Origin of the sequence: Novispirillum itersonii subsp. itersonii ATCC 12639 (genome assembly GCF_000381985.1) — a bacterium.
In the GTDB taxonomy this organism is placed as follows: domain Bacteria; phylum Pseudomonadota; class Alphaproteobacteria; order Rhodospirillales; family Rhodospirillaceae; genus Novispirillum; species Novispirillum itersonii.
In genome coordinates, this window is sequence record NZ_KB907351.1 from 82,370 (window position 1) to 95,694 (window position 13,325).

The 13,325-nt window shown below is 63.2% G+C and carries 13 protein-coding genes; 4 read left to right on the plus strand and 9 right to left on the minus strand.

Features of this window, described 5'->3' with window-relative positions; all coding sequences use genetic code 11:
- Positions 1 to 56: 56 nt before the first annotated feature.
- A complete protein-coding gene (locus G365_RS0117320; protein WP_019646806.1) occupies positions 57 to 491 on the plus strand; it encodes a MaoC family dehydratase in 435 nt (144 codons plus the stop codon).
- A 48-nt stretch (positions 492 to 539) separates the two neighbouring features.
- Here the strand turns inward: G365_RS0117320 and G365_RS0117325 are convergent, their stop codons facing one another.
- The 7 genes from G365_RS0117325 to G365_RS0117355 all read right to left on the minus strand — a co-directional run bounded on the left by G365_RS0117325 (position 540) and on the right by G365_RS0117355 (position 8,574).
- Positions 540 to 1,424 (minus strand): LpxL/LpxP family acyltransferase, encoded by an 885-nt coding sequence (locus G365_RS0117325; RefSeq protein ID WP_019646807.1) that lies wholly within the window; start codon positions 1,422 to 1,424, stop codon positions 540 to 542.
- A gap of 51 nt (positions 1,425 to 1,475) precedes the next feature.
- Positions 1,476 to 2,450 (minus strand): tetraacyldisaccharide 4'-kinase, encoded by a 975-nt coding sequence (lpxK, locus tag G365_RS0117330; protein WP_019646808.1) that lies wholly within the window; start codon positions 2,448 to 2,450, stop codon positions 1,476 to 1,478.
- Positions 2,447 to 3,739 carry a 3-deoxy-D-manno-octulosonic acid transferase gene (locus G365_RS0117335; RefSeq protein WP_019646809.1) on the minus strand — a complete coding sequence of 431 codons (1,293 nt, stop codon included), beginning with the start codon at positions 3,737 to 3,739 and terminating at the stop codon, positions 2,447 to 2,449. The genes lpxK and G365_RS0117335 overlap by 4 nt, the downstream gene beginning before the upstream one ends.
- The gene (locus tag G365_RS0117340; protein ID WP_019646810.1) at positions 3,736 to 4,464 is read right to left on the minus strand and encodes a lysophospholipid acyltransferase family protein; all 729 of its coding nucleotides are present in this window, start codon (positions 4,462 to 4,464) and stop codon (positions 3,736 to 3,738) included. Before G365_RS0117340 ends, G365_RS0117335 begins: the two co-directional genes overlap by 4 nt.
- Positions 4,465 to 4,492: 28 nt before the next feature.
- Positions 4,493 to 6,316 carry an ABC transporter ATP-binding protein gene (locus tag G365_RS0117345; RefSeq protein ID WP_019646811.1) on the minus strand — a complete coding sequence of 608 codons (1,824 nt, stop codon included), beginning with the start codon at positions 6,314 to 6,316 and terminating at the stop codon, positions 4,493 to 4,495.
- A gap of 250 nt (positions 6,317 to 6,566) precedes the next feature.
- A complete protein-coding gene (locus tag G365_RS0117350) occupies positions 6,567 to 7,553 on the minus strand; it encodes a LysM peptidoglycan-binding domain-containing protein (protein WP_026345461.1) in 987 nt (328 codons plus the stop codon).
- A gap of 184 nt (positions 7,554 to 7,737) precedes the next feature.
- The gene (locus G365_RS0117355; protein ID WP_019646813.1) at positions 7,738 to 8,574 is read right to left on the minus strand and encodes a hypothetical protein; all 837 of its coding nucleotides are present in this window, start codon (positions 8,572 to 8,574) and stop codon (positions 7,738 to 7,740) included.
- A gap of 278 nt (positions 8,575 to 8,852) precedes the next feature.
- On the opposite strand from G365_RS0117355, the gene G365_RS23225 reads away from it, so the two are divergent.
- The 3 genes from G365_RS23225 to G365_RS22165 all read left to right on the plus strand — a co-directional run bounded on the left by G365_RS23225 (position 8,853) and on the right by G365_RS22165 (position 12,477).
- Complete coding sequence (locus G365_RS23225) at positions 8,853 to 11,714, plus strand: PAS domain S-box protein (RefSeq protein ID WP_019646814.1); 2,862 nt, start codon at positions 8,853 to 8,855, stop codon at positions 11,712 to 11,714.
- Positions 11,715 to 11,800: 86 nt separating this feature from the next.
- Positions 11,801 to 11,965: a helix-turn-helix domain-containing protein gene (locus G365_RS24415; RefSeq protein ID WP_019646815.1), complete on the plus strand. Its 165-nt coding sequence runs from the start codon at positions 11,801 to 11,803 to the stop codon at positions 11,963 to 11,965.
- Between the two features lie 26 nt (positions 11,966 to 11,991).
- On the plus strand, positions 11,992 to 12,477 hold the full coding sequence (locus G365_RS22165) for a response regulator transcription factor (protein ID WP_245554776.1): 486 nt from the start codon (positions 11,992 to 11,994) through the stop codon (positions 12,475 to 12,477).
- Positions 12,478 to 12,518: 41 nt separating this feature from the next.
- Here the strand turns inward: G365_RS22165 and rsmD are convergent, their stop codons facing one another.
- Together rsmD and G365_RS24245 are read right to left on the minus strand one after the other, a co-directional pair.
- Positions 12,519 to 13,100: a 16S rRNA (guanine(966)-N(2))-methyltransferase RsmD gene (rsmD, locus tag G365_RS0117370; RefSeq protein ID WP_211217701.1), complete on the minus strand. Its 582-nt coding sequence runs from the start codon at positions 13,098 to 13,100 to the stop codon at positions 12,519 to 12,521.
- On the minus strand, positions 13,097 to 13,325 hold a 229-nt coding region (locus G365_RS24245; protein WP_026345462.1), incomplete at its 5' end, for a hypothetical protein. The genes G365_RS24245 and rsmD, both read right to left, overlap by 4 nt.

The following is a 13,325-nucleotide window of genomic DNA, read 5'->3' on the forward strand; positions in this document are numbered from 1 at the left end:
GGGGTTCTTATACTCCTGATGCTGATACGGCTTTTGCCCCAACGGAGAAGACCCCGATGACCACCGACAGCCCGATCCTGTTTTATTTCGAAGACATCAAAGAAGGGATGAGCGCGACCTACGCCAAGACCGTCACCGAGACGGACATCATCCTGTTCTCCGGTGTCTCCGGGGACACCAATCCGGTGCATCTGAATCAGGAGTTTGCGGAAACCACCCTGTTCAAGACCCGCATCGCCCACGGCATGCTGTCTGCCGGGTTCATTTCCACCGTGTTCGGCACCAAGCTGCCGGGGCCGGGCTGCATCTATGTCAGCCAGTCCCTGAAGTTCAAGGCGCCGGTGCGGATCGGCGATACCGTCACCGCCCGGGTTGAATGCATCGGCACCGTGGCGGACAAAAAGTTCTGCCTGTTCCGCACCCAGTGTCTGGTGAAGGGTAAGGTGGTGATCGACGGCGAGGCCACGGTGATGGTGCCATCCCGCGGATAAAGAAAAAGGGCCGGTTGTTTCACGGGAAACATCGGCCCTTCTTTTTTCTCAGTCCGGCCAGCGACGGTGCACCCACAGCCATTGCGCCGGATTCTCCCGGATCCAGCTTTCAAGCAGCTGATTGATCCGGGTCATGATATCGGCTTCAGAGTCATGGCTGCCCAACAGATCATCGGGCAGAAGCGGATTATGGACCGTCACCGTGAACCGTCCCGGCCCGGTCCGGACCACCTGCGTCGGTACAATCGGGCACTTGAAACGTAGGGCCAGCGCCGCCGCCGCCGGGGCCGTCATCGCCATCCGGCCAAAAAACGGCACCGGAATCCCGTCGTTCATTTTCTGATCGACCAGCATCCCCAGATGATCCCCGTTCTTCAGCAGCTTCAGAGCCCGGCGGGCGCCATCCCGCCCTTTCGGAAGAAGCTCCCCTTTCGCCAGAGCCCGGACCTTATCATACAGCGGGGCAACCAGCGGATTATTGGGGGCCCGGAAAAACAGATGCAGCGGCACCCCTTGACGGGCCACAGCAAGGGGAGAAATCTCCCAGTTGGCGAGATGGCCTGACACCATGATTCCGGGCAGACCATCATCCCGCAGGGCATCAAGATGCTCCTGCCCATGCACGATCACCCGGCCACTGGCCGGATCAAGGATCCGGTCCATGCTCGGCATTTCCGCCGCCGAGCGCCCCAGATTGTCCCACATCTGGTGCAGGAGACTGCCGATCTCTTCCGGGGTTTTCTCCGGAAAGGCCCGCTCCAGATTCCGGCGGGCGATCCGGTGCTGTTTCAGCATCGGCCCCACCCGCGTCATCACGGCAGCCCCGATATTGGAGGCCGTATCAACCGGCATGGCCGCGAACAGCCGCCACAGACTGTTGACGGCAAACGCTTCAACACGATGGCGAAAAGAGATGGTCGGGGTCTCAGTCATGGGGTTCCGGACACACTGTCAGCACAAAAAACACGCTGTTCCCCTCAGCCTCTACCATGATGGCAGGGCCGATGCAAAGGCACGTGACAGAACCGCCGTCAGCGCTGCCTCATCTTCCCACGCCAGACCGATGGACAACACATTAACCTGTCCCCGCTGATCTGGGGGCAGACGCACCGAGTCTTTCGCGGTCGTCACCGGGATTGCCCCCAGTTGATAGGCCTCATCAAGAATCGGCTGCACATCAGCCGGGGCGTAGGGGTAGTGATCCGCAAAGGGGTGAATCGCCACCACCTCCGCCCCCAGACGGCGCAGGGTAACAAAAAACTTCTCGGGGCGACCGATACCGGCAAAAGCCACCACCCGCTGACCGCGCAACGCCAGTGCCGACACATCCGGCACCACCTGCGCCCGCAGCACCGGCAGACCGGACGGAACCCGGCGGGCGACACCGGCAGTATCGTCCCCGACGATCACCACCGCCGAAACCCGGTCCCAAACCCGGCGCAACGGCTCGCGCAGCGGTCCAGCGGGAATGACCCGACGGTTACCAAAGCCGAAACCGCCATCGACAACCAGCAGGGACAGATCCTTGTGCAGGGACGGATTCTGCAGGCCATCATCCATGATGATTCCCCGCGCCCCGGCGGCCACAATCGCCTGTGCCCCAGCAGCGCGGTCACGGGCAATCCACGTCGGTGCGGCCTGCGCCAGCAACAGCGACTCATCCCCGACCTGCTGATACCCATGGGTCGCCGGATTGACCCGCAGCGGGCCGGTCTCATCACCGCCATACCCACGCAGCAGACCATGCACCCCCGGCAGGCGGCGCAGCAGGTCGAGACACACCGGGGTCTTCCCCGCCCCCCCTGCCGTCACGTTGCCGACGCAGACCACCGGAACCGGGGCCTTCCACGGTGTCCCGCGGGACAGCCGCCATGTGGTTGCCGCGCCGTAAAGCGCCCCCAGCGGATCGAGCAAACGGGGTAACGGACCGTCACCGCCCCACCAGAACGGCGTCTTCATGGCACTTCCTCCCGCAGGACCGGCAACAGCTCCGCTATCACCCGGTCAAGCACATCGGCTTCTGCCGTAGCAAAAGCCTGACCGGCCGAAACGACAGCCTGCCGCAGGGCCGGGTCGGTCAACAGACCCCGGACCGTTTCCGTCAGCGCGGTATCATCAGCAACGCTGATCGCCCCGCCACAGGCCAGAAGGCGTGGTGCCAGTTCGGGAAAATTCTGCATATGCGGGCCAAACACCACAGCCGTCCCCAGACGGGCAGCCTCAACCGGGTTCTGGCCCCCTTGCCCCACCAGCGACTTGCCAATAAAGGAGACCGGGGCCAATCGGTACAGAACCCCCAATTCACCCATAGTATCAGCCAGATATACCCCGGTCTCCGCATCCGGCAGAGTTGCGGCAGCCCCGGCCTGGGCCCGTCGGGTCAACCGGGCCCCTTGCAAAGCAGCAATAATCTCTTCTGCCCGCTGGGGATGGCGGGGGGCAATCAGCGTCAACAGTCCCGGCAGCTCAGCAGACAGAGCCTGATGCACAGCAAAAGCCACGGCCTCCTCCCCTGCATGGGTGGAGGCTGCCAGCCAGCAGGGCCGTCCCCCGATCGCCGTCCGCAGGGCTGCCAGCGCTGCCGGATCTGCCGGCAAAGCCGGGGTCGCCATCTTGATATTGCCAACACAGCGGGCCTGCCGCGCCCCAAGGGCGCGCAGACGGTCGGCATCCCCCTCTGTCTGCCCCAGACACAGGGTGAAGGGTGCCAGAAGGCTCCGGGCAAATCCCGGCGTCTTCTGCCATCGCCGGAATGACCGCTCAGACATCCGGCCATTGATCAGCACCAGCGGCACCTTGCGGCGGCCCAGCGCATGAATCAGCGTCGGCCACAGTTCACTTTCCAGCCACAGGGCCGCGTCAGGCCGCCAATGATTGAGAAAACGTCGTACCCACAGAGGATGATCAACCGGCACATACTGATGACAGACATGAGCCAGGGCCGGATCAGCCGCCAGACGGTCAGCCAGCAACGCCGCCGAGGTCACTGTCCCGGTGGTCAGGACCACCGCCCAGCCGGGGCAGACCTGCCCCAGCCGCGACAGCAGCGGCAGAATCGACAGAGACTCACCGACACTGGCCCCATGCACCCACAGCACCCGGCCTGACGGGCGTGACAGCCCGGCAAAGCCCCGCCGCTCCCGCCAGCGCCGAGGATCCTCTTTCCCCTGTGCCTGCCGCCGCCGCAGCCATAGCTCCAGCAGCGGTGTCCCCAGCATGACCAGTCCGCGATACGCGGCGCCAATCATGACGGGGCCTTTTTACTTTTGGTGCGCGGTGGTCCCGGCGGCTCCGGCTGGGTGGGGAGATGCCCCATGCGGGCCTCGGCCTGATGGGCCAGCGCGGTCATGGCCGTTTCAATTTCCAGCCGCTTGGCTTCAATACCGGCCGCATCGAGACCCGGATCGACCATAATCGGCTCCCCCCAGAGAATCACCCCGGAAGAAAACGGAAACGCCACCTGAAAACGGTCCCAGGACCGCAACTGCCTGCGACCACGGGAAGAATAGGCGCAGGGAAGAATAGGCACCCCGGCCAGACGGGCCATCGAGACGATCCCGTCGCTGGCCCGCATACGCGGCCCCCGGGGGCCATCAGGGGTAATCCCGACATATTCCCCGGCCTTCAAGGCCTTCAGCATCTGCCGCAGGGCCCCCGCCCCACCCTTATTGGAACTGCCTGCAGCCGCCCCCAGACCAAAATGACCGATAAGACGGGCAATAATCTGTCCGTCCCGGTGCTGAGAAATCAGCATGTGCATTTTCTTCGAGCGGTCCCAGCAATAGGGCATCATCAACAGATTCCCATGCCAGAACGACAGAATAAACGGCTTGCCTTCTGCCCACATCCGGCGCGGCAGGGCGTCATTCTCCACCGTCCAGTGGCCGGTATACCAGACCAGCCGCACGTACTGCGCCCCCAGCCAGCAGGCGAAAGCCCGTACTCCGTCACTTTTCAGCAGGCGCTTGATCATCCCTGTCCCTCAATCTGCCCTGCGGTCATCACCGTCCTTCTGGCACCGCCGACTGCTCGGCGGCAAACTGCAGGGCATAAAGATGGGCATAGGCCCCGCCCAGCGCCAGAAGCTGATCGTGGGTGCCGCTTTCCACCACCCGGCCACTGTCAATGACGTGAATAACATCGGCATGGACAACGGTGGACAGACGGTGCGCGATCACCAGCGTGGTCCGGCCTGCCATCAGGGTTTCAAGGGCACTCTGCACCTGCCGCTCGCTTTCGGTGTCCAGTGCGCTGGTCGCTTCATCCAGCAGCAGGATCGGGGCATTTTTCAGCAGGGCGCGGGCAATGGCCAGACGCTGACGCTGACCACCGGACAGCTTCATCCCCCGCTGCCCGACCACGGTGTCATAGCCTTCCGGCAGGGCACAGATAAAGTCATGCGCCGCCGCCATCCGCGCCGCCTGCTCAATTTCCGCCTGCGACGCCCCGGGCTTGCCGAACGCAATGTTGGCCCGCACCGTATCATCAAACAGCACGACCTCCTGACTGACCAGCGCCGTCGCGGCCCGCAGCGAGGTCAGGGTCACATCGCGCACGTCCTGACCGTCAATCTCAATGATCCCGGACGACACATCGTGAAAGCGGGGGATCATATTGAGAATAGTGGTCTTACCCGCGCCGGACGGCCCGACCAGCGCCACGGTCTGCCCGGCGGCAATTTCAAGCGTTACGCCGGACAGCGCCTCGGTGCCGTCCTCATAGGAAAAGCGCACATCCCGGAACGAGACCGCCCCGCCGGTAACCTGCAGCGGCGTGGCCTGCGGGGCTTCGACAATCCGGGTCCGGGTGTCGAGCAAGTCAAACAGGCGCTGCGCCCCGGCCAGACCTTCCTGAAGGTTGGTGTTCAGGCGGGCGAGGTTCTTCATCGGCTGATACGCCATCAGCAGGGCGGTGATAAAGCTGAAGAAGGCCCCGGTGGTGGTGGTATCGGCAATCACGCGGTAACCGCCATAAATGATCACCACTGTCACCGCCGCCCCGCCCAGGGTTTCCATGATCGGGCTGGACAGGGCGCGGGTGTTTGACCCCTTCAGGGTCAGGCGGTAGATCTCTTCTGACAGGGCATGGACCTTGGCCTCCTCATGACCCTGAAGGCCATAGGACTTCACCATGCGGATCCCCTGAAAGGACTGCTCCAGCACGGTGTTGAGCGCCCCCATCTGCTCCTGCGTATTGATGGTGACCTTGCGCATCCGCCGGCCTAGCCGGACAATCGGATAAATCGCTACCGGAAAGACGAAAAACGCCAGCAGAGCCAGCATCCAGTCCTGATAGAACATCACGATCACCAGCGCCACCACGGTCATGGTATCCTTCCCCATACCCGTAATGGCGTTGGACACCCCGTTTCGCATCTGGTTGATGTCGACCATAAAACGCGACACCAGATTGCCGGAGCTGATCCGCCCGAAGAATCCGGCATCCAGCGTCATCAGATGACGGAACAGCCGCTGCTGCAGGTCGGCAATGATCCGCAGGCCAACATCTGACATAACCGCTGACTGAAAGTATTCCGCCGTCCCCTTGATCGCAAAAGTCGCCAGCACTGCCAGTGCCACCGGCCACAGCAGGGTGGAGGATTTCTGGGCGAAGACCCAGTCCACCACCGGCTCCATCAGCCAGGCGGTTGCGCCCTGCGCCGCCGCCGTTACCCCCATCAGGATCAGCGCCAGCACGATCCGCCCCAGATAGGGCCGCATGGCCTCATCGTACAGACGGCGGGTCAGGGTGGCGGTGGAACGCCGGCCAGCGTGGTCTTCGGGGCCGGGGGACGGAATGGGAGCCGGGGCAGAAGCGTCAGTCACTGGCGTTGTCATATCCACAGAAAAAACTGCGGGCACCCTAGCACGCCCCCTGCCCAAAGGCCAAGTGTGGCCCGCCCCACAGGGTCAGGGCCGTCAGCCGGTCTCCCGCCCCAGAAGATCACCCAGATGGCAAAACCGGGTCCGATGTCGACAAACGGTGTGGCATACCGGCAGGGACAAACAGACAATCTCCGGCCAGAAAAAAAGCGGAGGCTTCCGCCCCCGCTCCGTGATGCTGCCTCATCCGCCGTTACTGGCGTGGCACAATAAACACCTGCCCCGGATAGATCAGATCCGGATCGCGGATCTGCCCTTTGTTGGCATCGTAAATCACCGTATAGGCCAGCCCGTCGCCATAGGCCCGGCGGGCCATCCGCCACAGGCTGTTGCCCTCCTGCACGACAACGCGCAGACCGTTGGGCATTCCGGCGATCTCAACCCGGGAAAACGGCAGCTCGACCCGGCCCAGAACCTTGCCTTTCTCATCCACAAGATCCGCCCGCAGCACGTGATCCCCCTTGGTGGCCTTCTGTTCCGGCTTCAGGGACCAACCGTTCCCGTCCCCGGTCTTAGTGGACCCGATGGCAGCATTATCGAGGTAGACCTGCACCGTTCCGGGCTTGGTCGTCCGCCCGCGCAGGGACAGGGCGCCGGTTTCATCGTAATCAACACTGTCGAGGGTAATGACGCTGCCTGCCGGAATCGGGGAAACCCCTTGCAGAATGGTGCTGGTCCCGGTTTCCCGGTCGGTCCGGACCGCCAGTGTCTTGCCCCCCTTCTGCTCAGGGACCACCAGCACAACCACATCACGGGAGTCCATCGGGGCCCCCTTGTCGTCAACGCCCCGCAGGCTCAGCTCCCGGCTGCCCGGCGGCAGAGCATGGTCGGGCAGATAAACCCATTCCCCCCGCTCATCAGCGCGGGCATGGCCGATTTCCTTCCCGGCATCGAGAATCGTCACATCAGAGCCCGGCACAGCACGACCGGCGATCACGGTGTTGCCGTCAGGATCAATACGCACGACATCAAAGCCCGGGCCCGAAACTGTCGCCTTCGGTTTTGCCGCTTCCTTGCTGGCAGGTGGGGGAGACGCAGCCGGAGCCTGCGGCGCAGCGGGCGAGGACGGCGCTGCATCCGGAGTCTGCGGTGCCGTTCCCTCAAGGGTCAGGAGCGCCAGAATCCCGGCCCCGGCCAAGACCAAAACCCCCAGAACCATCGCCACGACCGGACGTTTCACGTCGGACTTCTCTTGTTCCGCCAAAGGAAGAACTCCTGCTGCATCATAACCGCTGTCTCAGACGGGATACTCCCGCAAATACCCGCAATCCGTGTAAGTCTTCCGGGACGCGGACCCGCCTAGGTTAGTTTATTTCCCCTGCCCTGAAAACCCGCTTGCCACACAGGCCGCCGAGGAAAGGATCTCAATGGCTGCGTGCGGCATAGGCCAGCAAAGTCGCCAGACCAACCGGCAGGAGGCCAAGCAGAAAAAACCACAGGGGGGAACACCAGATTGCTTTTGGCAGTCGCCGGGCAGTAGGGCCGACAAACAGGATCAGGGACAGAACCAGCAGCGGTACCACGGTGCCCGGCCGGGATCCGGCCAGAGACTGAGCGAGCCCCAGAACGGCCCCTCCCCCGCCGTAGGCAGCGGACAACGGCAGCGGCAGACGCATCGGCCAGACCACCGTCAGTACCCCTGCCGCCGCCATCGCCAACGCCAGACAGGGCCCGGCGACCGCCTGCGCCTCAGCCTGCAGGGCGATCAGTCCCAGACCAAGACCCAGCAGAAGAATCAACATGACGCCGTCAGCCCCACGGCCCGGCACATGGTCCGCCTTAAGGCGGGTCAGAAGACCCAGCCAGGAGACCACCAGAATCACCGCCGCGAGCACAAGCTCAATACGGGTGACCGGCGTTCCCGGCATCCGGTCGGGGCTGCCCAGCGCCAGCCAGACACAAAGCCCGACAAAGCATACCGTGGTCAGCAGCCGGGGCCCTTTCCGCACGGCCATTGCATCAAGGATGATCCCCAGGCACAGCCCGCCAAGGGCGATGTAGGCTGTCAGCCCGAATGTCCCCTCGGGTGGAAAGTCAAACCCGGCAAACCAGCTCCAGGCTGTCAGAAACCCGATCGGTAACCCGACCCCGGCAATCCGGGCCCCGGTTCCGGCCCCGCCGATCAACCGCAGCAGAGCCGTTGACAGAACGCCGCCGCCGAAGGCCAGCAACAGGGCCAGAATATCATCCGTCCCGCTCATTTCCTGTCTCTGCTCATGCTCTGATTCTGGCCCGGCCCGGGCAATTCTGCCTGCCCGAAGGCTGTCAACGGTCGGGACAACACCCTGCGTCTCCTTAAATACCAAACACTGCGGACCAGAATACCGCAGCCGCGCCGGACAGATCCACGCCGGACAACAAACCGTACGATAGAATAGTGTTCAGCCTGAGGCCGTCCGGCCTGAAAGCGGCGGGAATTGTCGCACAGCCCCTTTTAAAGGTACACTTTGGAAAATAGAGCGGAGTTCCCGGCCAGACCATGAGCGATCCCGTGTCCCCCGTGTCGCCACCGGTGACGGAACCAGACCTCCCGTTCCCCCCCTTCCGCCTCTGGACCGGCCTGCTGATCATCACCGGCCTTCTCGTCGGGGCTGTTTCGTTTTCGCTGCACACATGGGTCAACACCCGGGAACAGGCGGCGGAATACCGCCGTAACGCCGCCCGGATTGCCGGATCCATTCAGCCCTCCCTGACCGCCCTGCTGCCTCTGACCGAAACCACAGGGGGCGAGCGGGCTGACCCCACATCGCCGGGAATTGATGCACCCCCGCTGACCAACCGGCGCGACCCTCTCTCTTCCCGCCTGAGCAAACACCTTCAGGAAATCTCGCTGTGGTCAGGCTTACTGGAACTGTCCATTCTTGATTCTTCCGACACCGTTCTGTTTTCCACCAATCCGGCCCTGCAGACTGATCCGGCCCCTCTTCTGGCAGATCTGCGGCAGACACCGTGGGTTTTGTCTGCCGAACCCTCCCCGGTCCCGACATCCCGACAGTCTTTCCGGCTGTTTGAACAGGTTTTCTCCGGCCACAATATCAGTCAGCAGATTGTCGCGATGGGGATGGGGACAGGGACGGGCGCGCCGGTCCGCGCCGTCATGGTTTTCCGTGTGACGACGCCCTCGTCAGATCTGACACATGGCCTGACCGGCATTCTCACCATCGCGGTTCCTCTGGCGATCGCCCTTCTGGCAATCCATGCCCTGTCCCGCCGGACACGGGCCCTGCGCGACAGCCTTGATGCCCGGCTGACCGCACAGGCAGAAACCGATCAGGCCCGCCGCCGTCTGCACGACATTATGGAACAGACAATCGCCCAGCGGACCCGGCGCCTGCGGGACAGCGAAGGCCGGTTCCGGGACTTTGCGATGTCCTCCAGCGACTGGCTGTGGGAAACCGACACCCAGAACCGTTTCACTTACGTTTCAGATGGAATCCGCCGCCTGCTGGGACTGGACCCCGACCAGATCATCGGGCGGACCCGCAGTGAACTGCAGGCAATCCCTTATGATGAGACCAAACGCTGGGAGACCTATCTGGCAACCCTGCGGGCCCGGCGGCCTTTCCGTAATTTCACATACCGCATCCTCGACGGAAGCGGGCAGGAGCGGATTCATTCCATTTCCGGAACACCTATCTTCGATAACAACGGCGTTTTCGGCGGATACCGGGGCAGTGGCACCGACATCACCGATCAGTACCGGGCGATGAAAGCACTGGTGGAAAGCGAAGACCGCTACCGCTCTGTTGCCGACCTGTCACTTGATGCCCTGATCGTGCATCTGAACGGCCATATCGTCTTCGTCAACAACCGCGCCGTCGCCATCACCCGCGCGACCACGGATCAGGATCTGATCGGCAGACCGGTTACAGACTTCGTCCCCGAAACCAGCCTGCAGCAGGTACAGGAACAGTTCGATCAGGTCCAGAACAGCCAGCAGATGTCAGAACGGCGCGAAATCCGCCTCAAACGGATTGACGGCACCCCGTTTGAAGCCGAGGTCGGATCTGCCCCGATCATTCATGACGGACAACCGGCCGTGCTGACCCTGATGCGCGATATCACCACCCGCAAAACCGTGCAGACCCAGCTGATCCAGACCGCAAAACTGGCAACCCTGGGAGAAATGGCGGCCGGGATGGCCCACGAACTTAGCCAGCCGATGAACATCATCCGCATGGCGGCAGAAGGCACCCTTCTGACAGAAGGCTCCACCCTGTCCGACCAGACCCGGAAAGGGCTGGAGGTGATCGCCGGGCAAGCCGGACGGATGGGCGACATCATCGACCACATGCGGGTGTTCAGCCGGAAGCAGACCCCCAGTGCCGACCTGTTTGACCCACAGCTGTGCATCCGGGAAGCCATCAATATGGTTGAGGCCCAGTTCTACGCTGAGACCATCACCATGTCCGTCCGCTATCCGAACCAGCCGACCCGGGTTCTCGGGCAGCCGGTACATCTGGAACAGGTTCTGCTGAACCTCCTGACCAATGCCCGGGACAGCCTGCGCGCCCGCAGCCGGACCGAACTGCCGGACTCCGGCTGGAACGCAGCCATCAATGTGCGCGCCAGTGTCGACGGTGCCGGAGATCTTCTGCTGATTGACGTTGCGGACTCCGGCACCGGAATCCCGGCAGACGTGCTGGACCGTATTTTCGAACCGTTCTACACCACGAAAGAAGTCGGCAGTGGTACCGGTCTGGGACTGTCAGTAAGTTTCGGCCTGATCTCCGCCATGGGGGGCAGCATCAGTGCCCGCAACGAGGACAGCGGTGGCGCTGTTTTCACGGTTTCCCTGCCGCTGGCGCAGGCGACCGATGGTGTCTCAACGGCACCGGACCTGAACGCAGACCGACCCCGCCCAACCTTGCACCAACCCCGGATACTGCCGGCCCCGACCGAAAACAGCGACACCGAGGAAGATGAGCCCTCCGCCCTGATCGGCCATATTCTGGTGGTCGATGATGAACCCGCAGCCGCAATCCTGATCCGCGATCACCTGCGGGCCATCGGCTACCGGGTCACCATGGCCCATGACGGGGCCAAGGCCTATGACCTGTTTCTGGAAGATCCGCCGGATCTTCTGATCACCGACCTGCGGATGCCCCGGGTCGGCGGGCTGGAACTGATGGCCCGGCTGCACCGGCATATCCCTGATCTGCCGGTAATCATTATGACCGGCCACATGGGCCAGTCAGATCTGAGCCCGGAAGAAATTGAAACCGTGGCCGTGGCCATTCTGCGCAAACCGATCCGCCTGACGGACCTGACGGCCCTGGTGGAAGCCAATCTGCCGGAAGATCTGCACCCCGACGTCACCCCGGAAACCCTGCCTTCCTGACGCGGCCTGTACTTGGGGATGTTTTGACTTTTTATGCCAAAATTGCTGAAGTGTGGTCCGGGTGCGTGGGAGGATGGGAGGCAAGGGTGCTGCGACTGATTTTGGCAGATGATCACACATTGGTGCGTCAGGGGCTGTTGCCGTTTCTGGCAACGCTCGACACAGCGGTAGAAGTGCTTGAGGCGTCTGATTTTGATGAGGCTCTGAGCAAGGCCACCGCCGAGAAAGCCAAGGATGCCCCCTGTCGTTGATTCTGCTGGATCTGCGGATGCCGGGAATGCGTGGAACATCCGGGATCAGCCGGATGATTGAGGAGCAGCCCGGTGTGCCGGTGGTGATCCTGTCCGGCTCGATTGATGCCGGGGATGTCGTGGCCTGTGCCGAAGCCGGGGCCAACGGCTATCTGCCCAAGACCCTGAGCTCCACTGCCATGCTGAATGCTCTGCGTCTGGTACTGTCAGGGGAAAAGTATTTTCCGTCTTTTGCGGTCGGGGCCACAGCCCGTCCGGCCACGGAGATGGACCGTGAGCCCGCAAACAGCCCCGCCAGCGGCCCGAGCCCACTGCTGGAGCGGCTGGAGCCCCGGGAGCGGATCATTCTGGGCATGGTGGTTGACGGGGCCACCAACAAGGAAATTGCCCGGGCGCTGGATCTGCAGGAAGTGACCATCAAGGTACAGACCCGCAATATCTACCGCAAACTGGGGGCCGCCAACCGCAGTCAGGCCGTGCGGATCGCCATGGAAAACGGCTGGCAGACCTGATCCGCCAGCCGCGACGAAGAAGACAGCCCCCAAAGCAGGGATCAGGCTGCGGGCTGACCTTTCCAGACCAGAAAGGTAACCCGGGCCTTGCCATAGTCCCGCACATCCGCAACCGCAAAGCCGTCCGCAGTGACGGCTTCGGCTTCCCGTGCGGTTTCCGCGACCGCCACCGCCCCCGGTGTGAGCCAGCCACACCCGGCCAGTGCGGTCAGGGCCGGGGCACACAGCGGCTGGGCATAGGGCGGGTCAAGAAACACCAGCGATACCGGCAGCTTTGCCTGCGGTGGCCTCAGCGCATCTCCGGTAATCACCGAAGTGTCTGCTTCAGCCCGCATAGACCGGATATTCGCTTTCAGTGCCTGCAGAGCCTGCGGCCCACGTTCCAGAAATGTCACGTGTTTGGCCCCACGGGAGAGCGCCTCCAGCCCCAGAGCCCCGGTGCCGGCAAACACATCCAGCACCCGGCTTTCTGAGAGCATGAAGCCATTCCGCCCCTGAAAGCGGTGCAGCAGCACATTAAAGACTGCTTCCCGCGCCCGGTCGGATGTGGGGCGGACTTCATCCAGCCCCTCCGGCGCTGTCAGAAGCTTGCCGCGGAAGCGACCGCCGACAATCCGCATCATCCAGCCCCTTTATCGATCCGACCGTGACCGGGGCGGGCCAGACCGGCCAGCACCCGGACGGCCCCCGTGAGGACGATCCCCACGCGGACGGTCTTCCCGCGGGCGGTCAGTCCAGCCTCCTTCGCGGCGCGGACGATCCCCTGGCTTGCCACCCTGCGGACGGCCACCTTCGGGACGATCCCCACGCGGGCGGTCTTCTCGCGGGCGGTCAGTCCAGCCCCCTTC